This is a genomic window from Mesorhizobium sp. 43Arga, assembly GCF_053714255.1.
Genome location: NZ_JBSKBO010000030.1, coordinates 1 through 18,115, shown reverse-complemented (window position 1 = coordinate 18,115; position 18,115 = coordinate 1). Strand labels below are relative to the sequence as shown.

Sequence of the window (18,115 nt, the reverse complement as noted above, 5' to 3'; positions counted from 1 at the left end):
TTATTTCGGCCTCTCCGGCTCGGACGCCAACGAAACCAACATCAAGCTGATCTGGTATTACAACAATGTGCTGGGCCGGCCGGAGAAGAAGAAGATCATCTCGCGCTGGCGCGGCTATCACGGTTCGGGCGTGATGACTGGATCGCTGACCGGGCTCGACCTATTCCACAACGCCTTCGACCTGCCGCGCGCGCCGGTGCTGCACACCGAGGCGCCGTACTATTTCCGCCGCGCCGACCGCTCGATGAGCGAGGAGCAGTTCTCGCAACACTGCGCCGACAAGCTGGAGGAGATGATCCTGACTGAGGGTCCCGAAACCGTCGCCGCCTTCATCGGCGAGCCGATCCTCGGCACCGGCGGCATCGTGCCGCCGCCCGCCGGCTACTGGGAAAAGATCCAGGCGGTGCTGAAGAAGTATGACGTGCTCCTGGTCGCCGACGAGGTCGTGACGGGCTTCGGCCGGCTGGGCACGATGTTCGGCTCCGATCATTACGGCATGAAGCCCGACCTGATCACCATCGCCAAGGGCCTGACCTCGGCCTACGCGCCGCTGTCGGGCGTCATCGTCGCCGAAAAGATGTGGCAGGTGCTGGTGCAAGGCTCCGACAAGCTCGGCTCGCTCGGCCATGGCTGGACCTATTCGGCGCATCCGATCTGTGTTGCCGCCGGCGTCGCCAATCTCGAACTGATCGACGAGATGGACCTGGTGAAAAATGCCGGCGAGACCGGCGCGTATTTCCGTGCCGGGCTGGCCAAGGCTGTCGGCGGACACAAACATGTCGGTGATGTCCGCGGCGACGGCATGCTGGCGGCGGTGGAATTCGTGAAAGACCGCGACGACCGGGTCTTCTTCGATCCTTCGCTGAAGATCGGACCGCAAATTGCCACGGCCCTTGCCGCAAGTGGCGTCATCGGCCGCGCCATGCCGCAGGGCGACATCCTCGGCTTCGCGCCGCCGCTCTGCCTCACCCGCGAGGAAGCCGACATCGTGGTGGCCAAGACTGCCGATGCCGTCCGATCAGCCCTCGCGACAATCTAGGAAGGCGCCCTCGCTCGCCAGAATTGGATATCGCTCAAGTGCTCGTCGAACTGATCCCTTGCAAGCTCCAGCAAAACACCTGCGCTGCGCGATCGACTATGTCTCGTTTCCAATCGGCATTTTCACAAAAGTAAGCCTCACGCATCTGCTGCTTGATTTCACGGCTCAGTCGCTCGTCATTCGACGCCCTGGCGTGTAGCCAATGATCGCCTCGTAAAGCGAACAGCACCTGCTCCAATGCGAGGGTGCCGAATTCCAGCGTGACGCAAGTTCTTTCGGCGCCGGGCAGGGTTTCGGCGACCGCGGTCGCGCTATAGCCGGTGAGTGATGCCGAAGACGACGAACCGTTGTCCGGGGCGGTGACCTCGTCATTGTACCAAACCTGAGCCCGCTTGAACTCCGGATCCGACGAGCGGCCCTCGAACTGCAGTTCGCCATACCCGCGAGGGCCAAGCCCGCTATGGACATCGATTACGCAAACACGTTTTCGCGGGGAGCCATGTTCCTTGAGCAGTCGCCGCCACAGCAGGTTGGAAGATGAAGGGGAGAGACCGCCAAAAAACATGCCGTCCGGGAATTCATACTGGCCCTTGGTTAAGGCCGAAATGAACGCCTGATGGCCGTTCTGCTCGACATAAGAGCGAAGGGCCGTTTCCGCGGCCTCTCTCGACGGCCCCTCCCAGGATTGAGGGACCACCAAGTCGTGTAATTTGCGGTACTCGTCGTTCCTTGGAAACGGTCTGGCGTGATCAATGAAGTTGCGATTCAGGTCGACGTTGCACTCGTCCACTCGTCTCAGATAGGCGAATCCATAGGGACTGAGCGCATGGACGAGCAGGACGGCGGTGTCGGGGTTTTGCTCGGCAAGGACGCGCTGCTCCAGCATCCCGACGATACAACCCGATCCACAGAATCCCTCCACCCCATGCAGACCTGTGGTCACGACCACAAGGTTGGGCAGTGCGATGTCGCCTATGACGGCTATGTCGGTAGTAAGGTCTTCGCCATTCGGACCAAGCCCAGAGTGCCGGCATTGCACGGGCTTGGCACCGGCGCGGACCGCCGCCTCGCGGAATTTGTGACGGGCCTCCTGGTAGTTCGCCGAAAAAAAGGCGTTCACATTGGACATAGGCTACTCCGAAGGCCGGTTTTCTCGCGAGAGGTTGCGGCCGAGGTGCACTTTGGTGATGGGCGAGCCAGTTCAAAAGCGTCGCGTCCAAGCGAAATGGCTTTTGCGACTATCGTCGCTCGGAGTTGAAGATGCGATCGAGATGCCTGGTCAGCACGATGCCAGGAATGCTCACCGTCAAGAAGAGCAACCCGACCATCGAGATAGGTTCGAGATAGCGGTAGTAGATGTTCGCCTCTTGTCGCGCCACGCCCATGACCTCCATGAGGGAGATCACCGACAGGATCGGTGTCTCCTTGAACATCGCGATGAAGTAGTTAGCCAGGGCGGGAATCATCGGCGGAATGGCCTGGGGCAGGATAATCTCCCACCAGGTGTGCCAGTCAGACAGGTTGCAGGCCTTCGCGGCATCCCACTGCCCACGCGTCACATTGTCGATGCCCGCGCGGTAGACCTCGGAAGTGTAGGCCGCATAGTGCAGGCCCAAGCCCAACACCCCACAACTGAGGGGTGACAAGACAATGCCGAGGTCGGGCAGGATGTAGAACAGGAAGTACAGCTGAACGAGCAGCGGCGTGCGGCGAATGAACTCTACAAACAACCTGACTGCTCGCCGTATCGCTGCGCTGCGGGCACGCTGAGCGAAGGCAAAAAACAATCCGAGCGCCATGGCCATGGCCGACCCAAGCAAGGTGGCCTCGATTGTGATCAACAGGCCGGCCAGCAGGTCAGGCAAAATCTTGGCTACGAATTGCCAGTCCCATGTCATCCGGTCAGGCCTTCCAACTGCGATCGAGGCCAAAATTGACACGCTGCTCCAGTCGACGTGTGGCCCACGCGATAGCAGACGCCAAGATGAAATAAAGGACCAGGATCGAGAGATATGGGCCCGCCGTCTGGCCGGTCTGCATTCGGACGACCTGGGCATTGAAGGTCATGTCCGCCAATGAAATGAGAGAAACTACCGAGGTTGCCTTCAGGAGCTCGATACCGGCGTTGCCGAGAGCCGGAAGCATGATGACGAACGCCTGCGGGAGAATGATATGCCGCAATGTTTGGCCACGGCTCAAATTCAGGGCGAGTGCGGCTTCATGCTGGTCAGCCGGTACGGCGCGCACCGCAGCCCTGACGACCTCGGCCGCATAGGCGCCCACGTTCAAGCCGAGCGCAAGCGAACCAGCCTGGAAGGGAGAAAGACGGATGCCGAACAGCGGAAGCGCAAAATAGACCCAGAACAGTTGAACGATGACCGAGGTGCCGCGGAAGAATTCGATGTAGGCGGTGCTGACCCAGCGCACGGCAGCAACCCGCGACAACCTCCCCAGCCCCGCAAACAAGGCGGCCGGCAAGGCGACGAGCGCCCCGGCGACCGTGATCTCAATGGTCACCACGGCACCGAGAAGGATCAGCTGCAAGTAGCCCAACCCTTGACCGATCAGCGACATGGCGGACCAACCTTCCCTGCCTCTGGCACCTGCTCATCGTTTGGAGGGCTTGGCGCTGTAGTCACAGTCGTTGGCCAGCAGCGAGGATTTTCTTCAAGAAAACCTTCGTGCGCTCGCAAGACGGCTCGCGGAAAATCTTATCGGGAGACCCCTCTTCCACGATGGAGCCTGCATCGAGAAAAATGACCCGATCGGCAAATTCATGGGCAAAACTCATCTCGTGCGTGACAAGCAACATTGTCATCTCCGTCTCCCGGCCAAGCCGGGTAATCACGGCTAGCACTTCTTCAACAAGTTCCGGGTCCAAGGCGGAGGTGATTTCATCAAGGAGAAGAATTTGTGGCTTCAGCGCCAGAGCCCTGGCAATGCCGACGCGCTGCTTTTGGCCCCCCGACAACGCAGCGGGCCGTTCGTTGGCCTTCTGCTCGAGCCCCACCATCTGGAGCAATTCCAGCCCGGCCTGCCGAGCCGCGGCTTGGCTGCTTTGCTTGTTAAGGATGGGCGCAAGGGTGACATTCTCCAGCACTGTCTTGTGCGGGAACAAATTGAAGTGCTGAAAGACCATCCCGAACTGGCTTCGCATCCGGCTTAAATGCTTCGCCGAGGCTGGTTGCTGTGATCCGTTTCGTGCTTCGGAGAAGACCGATTGTCCGCCGACCAAGACCTCTCCGCCGTTGATACCTTCCAGCGTCATAAGGATGCGCAACACGGTCGTCTTGCCTGACCCGGAGGGGCCGATCAACGCCAGTCGTTCCCGGCTTGCCACGGAGAACGAAAGATCATTGAGAACCGTTCGGCCGCCAAAGTGCTTGCGGACACCCCGAAACTCGACGGCAGGGGTCATCATTGTGAATTCTTCCAGGTTTGCTCTCGCGTCTGTGCAATCACCGGCGGCGCTCAGACGAAGTGGCTGAGCACCGCCCCGAACGACAGCTCATTGGGAGGCTGAACACAGGGCCGCGGTCGTCTGCCCCTCGCGCAAGGGCACATGCGAGGAAAGGCCATACTTTGCCATGATTTGTGCATAGCGGCCGTTCGCGACAATCTTCGCCAGCCCTTGGTTGTAGAGGTCGCGAAGGGCAACGTCTTCCTTGTTGAATGCCGCGCCGCCACAGCCGATCGGCGTACCCTTTACCGGAAAGACGACGGCCAACGGAGCGTCCGAATTTTGACCCTGCAAGGCTTCCAACGAAGCATCCGGCAAGGCGAACAGGTCAATGCGCCCGTCCTGCAGCATTTTGACCGCACTGACGCCATCCGGAAAGATCACCATGTTTTGCGCTGCGACACCTGCATCTGTTGCGAAACGCTGTTCCGAACAGCCACCGCAAACTCCGATGCGCAAATTCGCGTCGGCCACATCCTTGTAGCTTTGGATTTTTCCTTTGAGAGCAGCCTTCATCATGAAGCCCTCGGAGTTGCATACGACCGGCTCCGAGTAGATGACCTGCTCGCAGCGGGCAGGCTTGATGAAGAGCGCCCCGGAAGAAATTATGTCGACCCGGCGCGCCTGGAGGGCGGGAATCATGGCACCATAGTCCATAACCTGTGCGGCAAAGTTGGAAATGCCGGTGGCAGCGAGGGCCTCGCGATCGACATCGGGGCCGACGCCCGTCAGGGAGCCATCTGCTCCAACCACCATCCAGGGCGCCTCGTTGGCGACGCCAGACGTTATGGCGCCCTTTTGCTTGAGTGCAGCGACTGCGTCCTCAGCGGACGCCGTCCGGATCCCGGATGCTGTGGTCGCGCAGAGAACGGCAGCCATGGTAGCCGCATAAAAGGTGCATCGGCGCAGTACGGAGCTGTGGTGTCCGGTCATATTCGTTCCCTTCGTTTCTTATTGGTTTGAGGTGGCCGGGCCTCCACCGATCCCGGTCGGCTTGTCCAGATCGACACGGCTCCCGAATGCCTTCTGAAGCCTGCCGTTAGAAGTTGCTGGTAACCAGACCAATTTTTAGCACGAGAGGATGCATGTCAATCGCCAAATTGGTATGATCCAATTGCGACGATCTTGCCAGACTGCAGGTCGGCGCGGCGGCTTCGTCCACGCTCCATTGAACCGCGCGATCGCTGCCGGGACAAAGGCGACGGCAGGGAAGAGGACGGCGCCATGCAAAAGATGTCCGGCCGAGCTTCCGATCAGATGGCCGGTGAACTGGGTTCCGGGTCACTGGCGAGGAGACGCGCAAGTGTCTCTACGCCGCGCTGGAAGTCATTGTCTTCTCGAACGGAGTCGCCGAGAGTGAGCCTCACAGCATGCGGATCCGCCTCTCGGCCGACTATGAAGGGATCCGGCCCTGTGATCAGCAGACCTCTTCGCCTGGCTTCCTCGATAAACGGACCAGTCCGCCACAGACCAGGAAGCGGCAGCCAAACATGGAGTGAGGCCGGGTGCGAACTCCTCTCAGCGCCCTTAAGCGCCCGATCAAGAACGTTGTGTCGGCCCGCCAGCTTCTGTCTCTGCCAGGCGATGAGTTCCTCCATCGTTCCATCCGTCAGCCATCTGCAGCTGATCTCCGCGGCGAATGAATTCGACATCCACCCTGTCGTTCTCAGGCGCGAAATCGCCCGCGACATAAGAATTTCCGGCACCAAGAGATAGCCAGTTCTCAGTGAGTGGAGCACACTCTTGGAGAAGCTCGTCGCATAGCAGGTGCGCTCTGGCGCAATCGCTGCGATAGGACGTGGCCTCTTGCCCAGCAGGGGACCGAAGACGTCGTCCTCGATGATCCACACGTTGAACTCTCTTGAGATCTCGGCGATAGCTCGCCGTCGATCCTCGTCCATCAGGCTGACAGTGGGATTGTTAAGAGTGGGCGTAACGCAAATGGCCTTTACCCGTTCACGTTTGCAAAGATTGGCGAAGGCATCCGGAAGAATTCCACGTTCGTCGCTGGCCAACCCGCGTAACTGCAATTTCAGGATCGTGGATTCCGTGATGACGCTGCTGTCAACCAGATGATCGGCAGCGACAATATCGCCAGGCTCCGCCACCGAAGAAAGTGCAACCCAAAGGCCGTGCTGGCAGCCATTGGTGATCAATATCGTCTCGGGCGATGCTCCTAGCTCAAGCGTCTTCAACCAGTCGGCGCCGACCATTCGATGATGGTGCAGCCCCACAATTGGCCTGTGCGCAAGAAGCGATTCCAGTTCCCGTGATTTTGACAGCGCAGCCAGCATATCCCGCAGCGCCTCGACATGCTTTTGTCCCGCGATAGGCGCCATTGTCGAGAAATCCAGATGGTCTTCTTCCCTTTTATCGACAATCGAGCTCGGCACTTTATCGGGATTTGCGTACCGAACGAAGGTGCCTCGCCCGATCTCCCCTGAGACGAGCCCGCGCCGCTCGAGTTCAGCATATGCCCTAAATATGGTCTGAACACTCACTCCCATTCGGAAGGACAGATCGCGCTGAGGGGGCAGCCGTTCTCCGGGCCGGAGCTCGCCGGCATCGATTGCAGTGGCGATCGCATCAGCAATCGCCTGGTAGCGAGCTCCGCCTGAGGCAGAAACCGCGGGCTTCCAGGTCCAACGCATCATCGCTCCTCCGGCTGATATTGGCATGATCCAATACGCTGATTGACACGGCAAGCGTCGTCGTATCACCTAGCGGCTTGAACCGCAAAAGAGAACAGCAATGTCCCGATTCACATTGGAAGAGTATGCACGACGCCTTGCACGAACCAGGGACGCAATGCTGCAGCGCCAAATCGAGGTGCTCCTGATTACGTCGCCGGAGAATATGAACTATCTTACCGGCTATGATGCCTGGTCCTTCTACACGCATCAAATGGCCATTATTGCACTTGATCATGAGCCAATCTGGATCGGACGTGGCATCGACGTGCCCTGTGCTAAGGCGACATGCTATTTGCAGCCACATGACGTGATCGGCTACCCCGACCACTACGTGCAATCAGCCGAACGCCACCCGATGGAGTTCATCGCCCAGGAGCTTGAGCGCAGAGGCCTTGGGGCGCGCGTTCTCGGCGTCGAAATGGACAATTATTACTTCACCGCACGCTGCTTCGAGAAGCTACATGCCTCGTTGCCCCGTTGCACCTTCAGGGATGCCTCGGATCTGGTGAACTGGGTTCGCATCATCAAGTCCGAAGCCGAAATCGAGCTGATAAGACAGGCTGGGGTGATCGCGGATCGCGCCATGGAGGTGGGAATCGAGTCTATTACGCCCACCATCAGGCAATGCGATCTGGCGGCACGCATCATGCAGGCACAGATTGCCGGCACGGGGGCATTCGGAGGCGCGGTTCCTGGCGGTCTGGTGATGGGGATAGGCCCCAAAGCCGATGCGCCCCACCTTTCCTGGACGGACGATCCTGTCGGTTCTGACGTCGTGGCAAACATCGAGCTCGGAGGCTGTCGGGCCCGCTACCACGCCGGTCTGGCCAGAAGCGTCTATCTGGGCAACCCACCCGATCAGTTGCTTCAGCTCGCAGCCGTCGTTCGTGAAGGCATGGAAGCCGTGTTTAATGCCGTCTCGCCGGGGCGGACTTGCGCACAGCTCGAAGGGGTCTGGCGCGGTGTGATCTCACGCTTTGGGCTCAACAAGCCATCGAGGATTGGATATTCGATCGGCTTGGGCTATCCACCCGACTGGGGCGAACATACCGCCAGTCTACGTCCAGGCGACGCAACCGAACTTAAGCCAAACATGACTTTCCACATTATCCTCGGCATGTGGCAGGGCGCCCTCAGCTTTGTCCTCAGCGAAACCATCCTCGTGACCGAAAGAGGCCACGAATCCTTCTGCCGGATACCCCGCGAACTGTTTGTCGTCCCCTAAGGAAGGTCGCTCTTTGACGTTGATCCCACCAGCCAAGCCGCTCGGCTTGCTTCGCCTCGACGAGCCGGAACCTGCGAGCTATCCCTCACGATGTCTCGGCGAGATCGGCCTGTTCCCGCAGGGCATGATCTCAGAGGTGGTTGAAGCCGTATCGGTACCCGATATTCTTCATGACCTTCCTCATGTGAAGGGCGCGTATCTTCGAGCTGCCCGTCGCCTCGAAGAACGTGGCAGCTCGGCTATTATTTCCAACTGCGGCTATTCGGTGCTTTACCAGGAGGCTATCGCCTCCGCGGTAAGCGTGCCTACCCTCGCGTCCAGCCTGCTGCTTCTACCACTCCTTGCGGCCATTACCCCGGTAGACCAGAAGATCGGAATCATCTGCTTCGATTCGACAGCTCTGTCCGACGCGCATTTATGGGCCGCATGGCCGCAAGCCGACCACCAAAGAATCGTCAAGGTCGGGATTGAACAAACGGACGCCTGGAAGCTGATAAATCGGGCTGACGCGATTTACGATTGGGATCTCATCGGAACGACGCTAAATCGCATCTGCGAGACATCCTTGCTTGACGAAAAGCTCGGCGCGGTCATTGTGGAGTGCTGTGCGTTTTCGGCATTTATTCCGCAAATTCAAAGGCTGCTGCAGCGTCCAACGTTTGACATTGTTTCCACGGTCAACGCCCTGCTCCCGCAGGTATGAGGTCGGCGTTTTTGCGTGAACTGAACCCCTTGGGGTCAGCGCTTTTTTATCTTCGTGTAAGGAGGAGGGGTCACGATTAATTGCCTCGGGGCTGCGCTGGAAAACCGCCAGCATCGTGAGGTAGGAGCTCTGTAGGCGATGCTTTAAGGTTGGTTGAACTCGGCGCTATTCAGGCAGCCCGCAGTCGCATCATCGGGCACGTCCTCTCGAGCAAGATCAGTCGACCTCACCGAAGAAGCGAACGTCTCGCATCCGCAATCGCGAGGGCGTTCCTTTAACTTTGCCAACATCCAAACCGACAAACGCCTCCCTGCAAGCTGCCCGTGATGAGGATCGGCTCGGATCGCCCGAGCTACATCGGACGTTCGGTGCAGGGCTAGCCGCCTTACCAGCAAAGCGGACATCACGCCGTACCGGTCGGGGGGGCAGCTTTCTGATGTGCCGGCGATTTGCCCGCTCAACCCGGGTGCCGATTGCCAATTTCGGTCACGTTTAATCGCCACTTACAGAAATGTAATACCGGCTTAACGCAAATTTCAAGTTAAATCACGCTTGGTTAGACCGTAAGCTGCTAGAGCTTTGGCCGTCAACCGTCAAAGGAAGGCTTCCGCAAGACTCATGCTTCCCGGCTCAGTATCTTGCGTTGCGTCGACAAATGCTTTCCATAATTGTCACGAAAGAAAGATAATGGTAGTCCGCAAATGATTTGTAGGCCCCAGTTCGGGAGCTAGCTGGCTATCTCGCTAAATGCTGTCAATTTTTCATATTAAAAATGGAAGTGGGCAAATTAAACGCTTCTAGCGGGGGCGCCGTAGCAACCAGGTCTAAATCTCCAACAAGAGAGCACGCCGAAAAATAGAAGTTCGTTTCATGGATACTCTGTTAAACGTCCAATGGTCCGGAGTGAGTCACTCTATGCTGAACAAAGCCTCCACAACTCTTTATTTGGCTTGAAAGACTTGAATAAAACCCCACGGTTCGCGCTTTGTCGCCTTGTGAAGTTTGCTGATAGCGCAACCTAGCCGACAACATAAAATCTAATTCGCGGAAGGGGGATGATGCTTGGGCGTGATTGCGGGAGAAATTGGTGGGAAAAAAATGGGCAGCAAGGCTCTTGAAGATGGGCTTGTGGTGGAGCGATGCGGCGCAAAGGACCAAGATATCAGGCTCCTTCCTCCATTGGCCATCGATAGCCAGACGCTCCAGCGTCGGCCTGGATCTTCCTGACAAAGCTGTGGACGCGAATGCTTAGGCGGATCGATGCCGAGGGCCATGTCAATTTGGCTACCGGAAATCAAAGATACAAAAGCGCCTCGCTACAAGGCGATCGTTGAGGCACTTGAGGGGGCAATTCGGTCCAGGCAACTGCATCCGGGGCAACAGTTGCCGACGCAGCGCGAACTTGCACGGAAGCTAGGAATAAGTGTACAGACGGTGGCCAAGGCGTATATCGAGGCTCAGCGAAAAGGGCTGACGTCGGGCGAGATCGGGCGCGGCACATTTGTGCAGTATCCCAGATTTAACCAAAGCCGCGGGTCAGTTGCCCACAAGGAGCGTGCAACCGTCTTTGACTTTTCCGACGTGACACCAGTCGTTTCGGACCTCCACGTCGAGGCACTAAAGCAAGCGATGTTGGAACTGGCTAAAGATCCGGCGATAAAGCGCTTGCTTGAGCGCCCGGCGACACATGGGCTGATGCCCCATCGAAAGGCAGGGGCGGTCTGGCTGGAGCGCAACGGCGTCGATGTACTTCCCGACGAGGTTGTCGTTACGAATGGCGCTGCTCACGGCATTTGGATAGCAATGGCCAACACCGTTACTGCCGATGATACAATCGCGACCGAGGCACTGGCGGCTCCCTCCATCATCAGCAATGCTTCGAGGCTCCACCTTCGCCTTCGCGGGATCGAACTTGATGACCAAGGTATTATCCCCCAAGCTCTTGAGGATGCGCACGAACGGGAGCCGATTAAGCTTCTCTGCATCACTCCCAGCTACAACAATCCCACTGTTTCACTCATGCAAGAGCCCCGGCGCGCCGAGATCGCCGACTTAGCTCGTCGGCACGATATGCTGATAGTCGAACACGACGTTTTCGGCCCCTTGATGCCCAGGAGGCCCAAGCCGATCTGGCATTTCGCACCAGAGCGGACGTTCTATGTTTCTAGTTTGTCTCAGACTGTGATGTCTTCTTTGCGCTGCGCCTATTTGGTAGGACCTGCCCCGACCATTGCGCAGATTATGTCGCGGCTGCCGGTCCCCGAGTGGATGGGAAACACCTGGACAGCCGAAGTTGCTTCGAGGTGGCTTTATGACGGTACCGCCGATCGCCTCATCGATTGGCAAAGAAGGAAGTTGGAGAAGCGGAACAAAATGGTCACAAATATCCTTGGGCTGTCAGAAGCCGCGGTCCGCCACCATGCAATGCACGTTTGGCTCCATCTTCCAGAGCAGTGGCGGTCACGCCATTTCGTCGAACAGGCGCGGTCACGTGGCGTTCTCGTGCCGTCGCCGGATTCATTTATCGTAGGTCGTGCGGCTGATCCTCGTGCAATCCGAATTGCTCTTGGCGACACGAACCGGGACGACGATCAATTTTCGCAGGGCATTCACCGCATCGCTACCCTGCTGCAGGAGAGCCCTGAACCTGTAACGTTTTCTACTGAACAAGGCTGAAGAGCCGTGGTGGCGTATCCCAGAATCAAAGGCGCGGGGCTTTCGAAGAGCCGTTGTAGCAAAGCAGCGCGCGAACTGGTCCGTTAGACGCCAACATGGGCGAGGCATTTGCCGTTGAATGATCCCCTTGAGGCAGCCTAGCCCTGTGGCGGATGACTGCATGTGAGTTCCATACGGTCGTCTAAATTAGTAACGATCTGCCTCCGGCATAGATTTCGCGATTCGATGTCGGGTGTTGTAGCTCACGTCATGCCTCCAGGTCGCCTGCACTCCCCTTCCGCCCACGGGTGCAATCTCGGCGTATTGGTCTGCAAGACGCGGAATGTGTATCGCTCTTTAGTTGGGGGCAATGTCGATCCGGATCTCCGCATTGTCATCGCCGGGGTCATGGTCGTTTCCAAGGTCAATTGATGATGTTCGGGTTGGGCGCCTCAACGTGCCAACGAATGCAGATTCCGACGTGAAGCCGGACGCCATTCCGATCGTAAGACCGTATGTCCGCCTCTGCCGGTGAGGTGGCTCGCCCTACACTGCGCGTCCGAGGGTTGCTCGGGCGGGCCGAGCCGATCCTCATCACAGGAGGACGAGCCGTGGCGGATTATAGAGAGGCATTTGTCGGAATCGATGTTGCGAAGCTGAAGAACGCTATCGCGATTGCGGAGGCGGGCCGGGAGGGAGAGGTTCGCTTCTTCGGTGAGGTGGACGCGTCGGCCGCCACCATGCGGCGGATCATCGGCCGGATCGTCAGCCGCTTTGATCACGTTCATTTCTGTTACGAGGCTGGGCCGACCGGATACGGCCTTTATCGCCTGATCCGGTCGCTCGGGCACGAGTGCACCGTGGTTGCGCCGTCACTGATCCCAAGAAAGCCTGGGGATCGGGTAAAGACGAACCGTCGTGATGCTATCTCGCTCGCCCGGCTATTGCGGGCCGGCGAGCTGACCGCGGTGTGGGTTCCCGACGAAGACCACGAAGCGGTGAGGGATCTCGTTCGCGCTCGGGCAGCAGCAGTCGAGACGCTGCGTGTGCACCGCCAACAAGTGAGTGCCTTCATGTTGAAGCATGGTCGGCTTTACCCCCGGAAGACGAGCTGGACGATGCGCTACCTGCGCTGGCTGCAAGAGCAGCGTTTCGACCATCCAGCACATCAGATCGCGCTCCAGGAGATGGTCGAGGCGGTGCGCGTCTCGAAAGAGCGGGTCGAACGCCTGGAGCGCACGATCGAGGAATTCGTTCCCGCCTGGTTTCTGGCGCCGCTCGTGCGAGCACTGCAGGCATTGCGTGGAGTGAATCTGATCATCGCTGTAACGTTCGCCACGGAAGTTGGTGACGCGAGCCGCTTCGAGAGCCCGCGGCAGCTCATGGGCTATCTCGGCCTGGTTCCTAGCGAGCGATCGACCGGAGAGACGATCAGGCGCGGCGGTATCACCAAGGCGGGAAACGGCCGCGTCCGGCACATGCTGGTCGAGAGCGCCTGGACCTATCGGCATCCACCGAAGATCGGAAAGATGAAGCTATACCAGTTGGAGCAGGCACCGCAGCGCGTGCGTGAGATAGCATGGAAGGCCCAGGTCCGACTGACGACCCGCTACCGAAAGCTGGCCGCGCGCGGCAAACGTACGACAGTGATCTGCACCGCGATCGCCCGTGAACTGGCTGGCTTCATGTGGGCTGTCGCGGCGGAGGCGCGCGGCCTGCCCCCGTCGTCATAGTGGCGGCAACATCCTCGCCCATAGGCGGAGGCGGAACCACGGCAGGGGAATGTCCGTCAGACGGTTTGTGGCCGGCAAAGACCGACGCCCGAAGTAAGATAGGAACAGCCCCAGACGCATAATCGGGAATGCGGTAGCCAATCCGCGCATCAGAGCTTGATCACCGACGTCTTTCAGTTCCGCCTCCACCTATGCGCGACCATCAGAATGAACAGCCGATCTCGCGATCGCACGTACCTCCATGTCCAAGCCCTTGACTGCGGACATCAGAGCGCTGTTGTGAGGCCACCTTTCGGGAGTGGTCGCGATCTGTGAGGTTGCCGATCCTGTATTGGGATCGGAGATCGGCTTGTGTCTGGACTTGACCTTACGCTTGACCCGGAGCGGCAGCTTCGGCGTTTCGAGGTGATCAACGGTGCTGGCGGCCGGCGTCATTGGTCTGTGGATGACAAAGCGCGGATCATCGCGGAGACGCTGGAGCCGAATGCAATCATTTCCGAGGTCGCCCGCCGTTATGGTCTCAGGCCGCAGCAGGTCTTCGCCTGGCGCCGGGAAGCGCGCAAACAGGCAGCTTCGGTGCAGCAAGATTCTCCTGCCTTCGTGCCGGCGGTTGTGGCGCCGGAGCCTGTAGCCAGGCGTCCATCGAAGCAGCGGAAACGGAAAGCCACCCGAGACGCCGGCGTGATCGAGCTTGAGATCGACGGCATCGCCATGCGGGTCGGCCGTGGCGCCGATACCAGGACGGTGACCGCAGTGATCCGCGCGCTGAAGGCGACGTCGTGATCGGGCCGACGGGTGCGGTCAAGGTCATGGTGGCGACGAAGCCGGTCGACTTCCGCAAGGGTGCGGAGGGATTGGCGGCGCTGGTGCGAGAGACAATGGGGGCCGATCCGTTCTTATGCGTCGGGCGAGATTATGTGGCGGAGCCGCCCTGACGCCCGTCAGGGCCGGCCAAACCCAGCTTGCCTCCGCCACATAATATTTCGTGTCTCTCTCACGGGCGCGGGATTCCCCCGCGCCGCAATGTCGGAGGGGCAGGATGCTCGAGTTCTATTTTTCGTATCGTGGGGTGCTTAAGCGCCTTCGTAGCGGGGCGCTTGGCGCCAACATGGATCGCATCGCGGAGCACTTTCTCTCGCTTGGTTACAAACGAGCCTCCGCCAAGATTTACTTGAGCCGGATTGCACGCTTCAGTCATTTTGCCGCGCGCTCTAGTTCGATGCCGATCGGTCAAGATGTTGTCGATAACTATTTGCACACGTTTACTACGGATTCTTCACGCATTGGAGCAGTGTCGGCGTTGGGACACGCACGACGAGTGGCTCCGGAGCGTTTCATTGCTTCCGTTCCCATTGTAGAAGATGATCCAGATGCTCCGCTTCTGGCCTCCTTTTCGGACTATCTGCGCAGGGTGAGGGGCCTGGAGCCGAGGACCCGCGAAGGCGTTCTCCTGGGCGGCCGCCGCTTTCTGGGTTGGTTCCGCCATCATCATCTCGGCCAAGAGCTCCGAGCGTTGACGGCGGAGCACGTCCTCGCCGCCGTTGAGCATCGGCTGTCGCTATCGGCGACCTCTGCCACCCGCACGGCGGCGACCTCTCACATCCGAACATTTCTTCGGTTTTTGTGTTGGGCTGGGCACCACGACAAAGATCTCGCCTGCGTCGTCCCAAGGACGCCCCATTGGCGTTTGGCGCACTTGCCGCCGCGCCTTGCATGGGATGACGTTCGGCGCGCAATCGATGCGATCGGCGCAACGACGCCGGTCGACATCCGCGATCGAGCCGTCCTCCTGCTACTCGCCACCACGGGCATTCGCAACGGCGAGCTACGCGCCATTCAGCTGCAGGATATCGACTGGCGAGCTGGCGAGGTTTTAGTCCGGCGCACCAAGGGCAAGCGTGATCGCGTGGTGCCGCTTCTCGAGGAGACCGGCGCCGCGCTCGCCGACTACATCCTGCGCGCTCGACCGAAGGTGGATAGTCCGTATCTGTTCCTGTCCTTCACGCCGCCCATGGGACCGTTCAAGTGCGCGTCGCCTGTTTCGAGGATCGTACGGAAGCGGTTGCGGCATGGCGGGATCGAACTTGGGCGGGTCGGAGGTGCGCATCTTCTGCGCCACAGCCTTGCCACCCAGCTTGTCAGGCAGCGAAGGCCGATCAACGAGGTCGCCGATCTTCTCGGGCACCAGAGCATCAACACAACGGCGCTGTACGTAAAGGTCGCGACCTCGCAGCTCGCCGAGGTCGCACTCCCCTTTCCGGGAGGCGTCGCATGACCGCCTTCGCCCGATTCCTCGGCGAGAAGGCCGAGCGGTATTTCGAGTTGCGCCACTCCCTCGGCTACGCCTTCAGCAAGCAAGCCGGCACGTTGCGGGCTTTCGTCCGCTACGTTGAGCGCGCTCAGCTCGATGCCCCCGCCACTCGAGCGATGGCGCTGGATTTCGCCTTATCGTTCGGCGGCGCCGCCAACAGCCGCGTCACTCGCCACGGCGTGCTCCGCCGGTTTTACGAGTATCTCGCCGTCTATGACGTCCGAACCGAGGCCTTGGAGCGCAGAGCTTTCCCCAGATCTAGAGCGATTCCGCCTCCGCGGATCCTCAGCGAGGCAGAGTTGGCGTCGCTCATCGACGCATGCGCCCGCATTTCGCCAGGCACCCCTTTCAGAGGGCGGACGATGGCGACGCTGATCGGATTGTTGGCGAGCTCGGGGCTGCGATCGGGCGAAGTGGTCAGCCTTGATCGTTCCGACGTCGATCTGGCCAACGGGGTTCTCCTCGTTCGGAAGACGAAGTTCCGCAAGGACCGTCTCGTTCCAGTTCACACGACGACCCAAACAGCCCTTCGTCAATATGTGCGTGAGCGCGATGCTGCTTTTCCCACGCCCAAGGACCAGGCCTTCTTCCTCAGCTCCCGAGGCAACTGCCTCTCGGCGACCGGCCTGCAAAACGGTTTTGCTGAGGTCCGCAAGCTCGCCCATCTTGATGGCGGCAAGCCGTTAAGGCCGCACGATCTCAGGCACCGTTTCGCCGTGACCCGCCTCAGCCTCTGGCACCAACAGCGTGCAGACGTTCAGGCGCTGCTGCCTTTGCTCGCCACATATCTCGGTCACGCCAGCTACAGCGATACAGCCTACTACCTCACTGGCTCGGCGGATCTTCTCGCCATTGCGGCGGAGCGCGCCTTCCTCGATGGAGGTGCAGCATGAGCGAACATTTGCTCCTGGCGCCGCTCCTGGAGTCCTACTTTCGCCGGCGCTTGACCAAGCAGCGCAACGCGACTCCCGCGACCGTGGCCAGCTATCGCGACGCCTTGCGCATGCTGATCCTCTTTGCCGCCGCCCGGTTGCGGAAGAAGCCGGCGGCGTTGGCGCTCGAAGAGCTTGATCGAGACCTCGTTCTCGCTTTTCTCGACGAGCTCGAGGAGAAGCGGAACAATTCCGTCGCCACGCGCAACGCCCGCTTGGCCGCGATCCGATCTTTCTTCCACCACGTCGCTGCCGCCGACCCGGCGTCCTTCGGCGTCGCCCAACGCGTGCTGACGATTCCCATTAAACGGACGCACATTGAGGTGACGTACCACCTCACCAAGGCCGAAGTGGACACCCTCATCGCGGCGCCCGATCCAAAGACGCCCCGTGGTCGGCGCGATCGAGCCTTTCTGCTTTTCTTGGCACGGACCGGCGCCCGGGTCTCCGAAGCCACCGGCGTCAACGCAAACGACCTTCAGTTGGAGCGGCCGCATCCGCAAGTGCTGCTGCGCGGCAAAGGGCGCAGAGACCGCGTCGTCCCCATTCCTAAGGACCTGGCGCGAGCGCTGACAACCTTGTTGAGCGAGCGCTGGATCGCCCATCACGAGCCGCGACCGATATTCGTCGGCGCCCGCAACGAGCGCCTGACTCGTTTCGGAGCGACCCATATCGTGCGGCGTGCGGCCGCCGAGGCCGTGGCTATCAGGCCGGCCTTGGCCGAAAAGCCCATATCGCCGCACATCTTCCGGCACTCCCTCGCCATGAAGCTTCTCCAGTCCGGCGTGGACCTTTTGACGATCCAAGCCTGGCTCGGGCACGCACAGGTCGCCACGACCCACCGCTATGCCGCCGCGGATGTCGAGATGATGCGCAACGGACTCGAGAAGGCGGGCGTCGCCGGCGACCACGGCGTGCGTTTCCGACCGAACGACGCCGTTCTGCAACTGCTGAACAGCATCTAAATATTATGTGGCGGAGGCAAGCTGGGTTTGGCCGGCCCTGACGGGCGTCAGGGCGGCTCCGCCACATAATCTCGCCCGACGCATAAGAACGGTTATGTGGCGTGCCACATAACCGTTCAGCGGCGCGGTCTACGTCTTCCGGGCCAGCGCACCGACCGGATCAAGCTGATCTTCTGGGACGGCACCGGCGTCTGCCTCTATGCCAAGCGTTTGGAGGATGGGGAGTTCCGCTGGCCGAAAGTGCATGACGGCATGATGCGGCTGACGGCCGCGCAACTGTCGGCGCTACTCGATTATGCATGTTGATACCCCTCCTTGTGAGGCTGACAGATTCTGAGGTCGAGGTGATTGATGGTGTGGTTCCGCAGGCTTTTGACGGCATCAAGGACCGAGGAGGTG

General features: G+C 59.8%; 16 protein-coding genes and 1 pseudogene. 11 read left to right on the top strand and 6 right to left on the bottom strand.

The window, feature by feature from the left end:
• A partial coding sequence (locus tag ACWGS8_RS34805; RefSeq protein ID WP_454585154.1) for an aminotransferase class III-fold pyridoxal phosphate-dependent enzyme occupies nucleotides 1-1,039 on the top strand: 1,039 nt, incomplete at its 5' end.
• Nucleotides 1,040-1,073: 34 nt separating this feature from the next.
• On the opposite strand, the gene ACWGS8_RS34800 is transcribed toward ACWGS8_RS34805, so the two are convergent.
• The 6 genes from ACWGS8_RS34800 to ehuR (ACWGS8_RS34775) all read right to left on the bottom strand — a co-directional run bounded on the left by ACWGS8_RS34800 (nucleotide 1,074) and on the right by ehuR (ACWGS8_RS34775) (nucleotide 7,153).
• Nucleotides 1,074-2,168: a M14 family metallopeptidase gene (locus tag ACWGS8_RS34800; RefSeq protein WP_454585153.1), complete on the bottom strand. Its 1,095-nt coding sequence runs from the start codon at nucleotides 2,166-2,168 to the stop codon at nucleotides 1,074-1,076.
• 109 nt (nucleotides 2,169-2,277) lie between these two features.
• On the bottom strand, nucleotides 2,278-2,937 hold the full coding sequence (gene ehuD / locus ACWGS8_RS34795; RefSeq protein WP_454585152.1) for an ectoine/hydroxyectoine ABC transporter permease subunit EhuD: 660 nt from the start codon (nucleotides 2,935-2,937) through the stop codon (nucleotides 2,278-2,280).
• Between the two features lie 4 nt (nucleotides 2,938-2,941).
• The gene (gene ehuC / locus ACWGS8_RS34790) at nucleotides 2,942-3,613 is read right to left on the bottom strand and encodes an ectoine/hydroxyectoine ABC transporter permease subunit EhuC (protein ID WP_454585151.1); all 672 of its coding nucleotides are present in this window, start codon (nucleotides 3,611-3,613) and stop codon (nucleotides 2,942-2,944) included.
• A gap of 61 nt (nucleotides 3,614-3,674) precedes the next feature.
• Complete coding sequence (gene ehuA, locus ACWGS8_RS34785) at nucleotides 3,675-4,460, bottom strand: ectoine/hydroxyectoine ABC transporter ATP-binding protein EhuA (protein WP_454585150.1); 786 nt, start codon at nucleotides 4,458-4,460, stop codon at nucleotides 3,675-3,677.
• An 87-nt stretch (nucleotides 4,461-4,547) separates the two neighbouring features.
• Nucleotides 4,548-5,378 (bottom strand): ectoine/hydroxyectoine ABC transporter substrate-binding protein EhuB, encoded by an 831-nt coding sequence (gene ehuB / locus ACWGS8_RS34780; protein ID WP_454585149.1) that lies wholly within the window; start codon nucleotides 5,376-5,378, stop codon nucleotides 4,548-4,550.
• Between the two features lie 374 nt (nucleotides 5,379-5,752).
• On the bottom strand, nucleotides 5,753-7,153 hold the full coding sequence (gene ehuR / locus ACWGS8_RS34775) for a MocR-like ectoine utilization transcription factor EhuR (protein ID WP_454585148.1): 1,401 nt from the start codon (nucleotides 7,151-7,153) through the stop codon (nucleotides 5,753-5,755).
• Nucleotides 7,154-7,250: 97 nt separating this feature from the next.
• On the opposite strand from ehuR (ACWGS8_RS34775), the gene ACWGS8_RS34770 reads away from it, so the two are divergent.
• The 10 genes and pseudogenes from ACWGS8_RS34770 (at nucleotide 7,251) to tnpB (ACWGS8_RS34725) (ending at nucleotide 18,022) form a co-directional block, all read left to right on the top strand.
• Nucleotides 7,251-8,417, top strand: a complete 1,167-nt coding sequence (locus tag ACWGS8_RS34770; protein ID WP_454585147.1) for a M24 family metallopeptidase — start codon at nucleotides 7,251-7,253, stop codon at nucleotides 8,415-8,417.
• 13 nt (nucleotides 8,418-8,430) lie between these two features.
• A complete protein-coding gene (locus ACWGS8_RS34765) occupies nucleotides 8,431-9,120 on the top strand; it encodes a hypothetical protein (RefSeq protein WP_454585146.1) in 690 nt (229 codons plus the stop codon).
• Nucleotides 9,121-10,392: 1,272 nt separating this feature from the next.
• Nucleotides 10,393-11,796 carry a MocR-like ectoine utilization transcription factor EhuR gene (ehuR, locus tag ACWGS8_RS34760; RefSeq protein WP_454585145.1) on the top strand — a complete coding sequence of 468 codons (1,404 nt, stop codon included), beginning with the start codon at nucleotides 10,393-10,395 and terminating at the stop codon, nucleotides 11,794-11,796.
• Between the two features lie 590 nt (nucleotides 11,797-12,386).
• Nucleotides 12,387-13,508, top strand: a complete 1,122-nt coding sequence (locus ACWGS8_RS34755) for an IS110 family transposase (protein ID WP_454585144.1) — start codon at nucleotides 12,387-12,389, stop codon at nucleotides 13,506-13,508.
• 351 nt (nucleotides 13,509-13,859) lie between these two features.
• The gene (gene tnpA / locus ACWGS8_RS34750) at nucleotides 13,860-14,291 is read left to right on the top strand and encodes an IS66-like element accessory protein TnpA (RefSeq protein WP_454585143.1); all 432 of its coding nucleotides are present in this window, start codon (nucleotides 13,860-13,862) and stop codon (nucleotides 14,289-14,291) included.
• Nucleotides 14,288-14,404 (top strand): annotated as a pseudogene (tnpB, locus tag ACWGS8_RS34745) (IS66 family insertion sequence element accessory protein TnpB); the annotation flags it as partial. The gene tnpA and the pseudogene tnpB (ACWGS8_RS34745), both read left to right, overlap by 4 nt.
• A gap of 143 nt (nucleotides 14,405-14,547) precedes the next feature.
• Nucleotides 14,548-15,783 carry a site-specific integrase gene (locus tag ACWGS8_RS34740; protein ID WP_454585142.1) on the top strand — a complete coding sequence of 412 codons (1,236 nt, stop codon included), beginning with the start codon at nucleotides 14,548-14,550 and terminating at the stop codon, nucleotides 15,781-15,783.
• Nucleotides 15,780-16,712 carry a tyrosine-type recombinase/integrase gene (locus ACWGS8_RS34735; RefSeq protein ID WP_454585141.1) on the top strand — a complete coding sequence of 311 codons (933 nt, stop codon included), beginning with the start codon at nucleotides 15,780-15,782 and terminating at the stop codon, nucleotides 16,710-16,712. Before ACWGS8_RS34740 ends, ACWGS8_RS34735 begins: the two co-directional genes overlap by 4 nt.
• Nucleotides 16,709-17,716 carry a tyrosine-type recombinase/integrase gene (locus tag ACWGS8_RS34730; RefSeq protein ID WP_454585140.1) on the top strand — a complete coding sequence of 336 codons (1,008 nt, stop codon included), beginning with the start codon at nucleotides 16,709-16,711 and terminating at the stop codon, nucleotides 17,714-17,716. The genes ACWGS8_RS34735 and ACWGS8_RS34730 overlap by 4 nt, the downstream gene beginning before the upstream one ends.
• 96 nt (nucleotides 17,717-17,812) lie before the next feature.
• The gene (gene tnpB / locus ACWGS8_RS34725; protein ID WP_454585139.1) at nucleotides 17,813-18,022 is read left to right on the top strand and encodes an IS66 family insertion sequence element accessory protein TnpB; all 210 of its coding nucleotides are present in this window, start codon (nucleotides 17,813-17,815) and stop codon (nucleotides 18,020-18,022) included.
• Nucleotides 18,023-18,115: the final 93 nt, after the last annotated feature.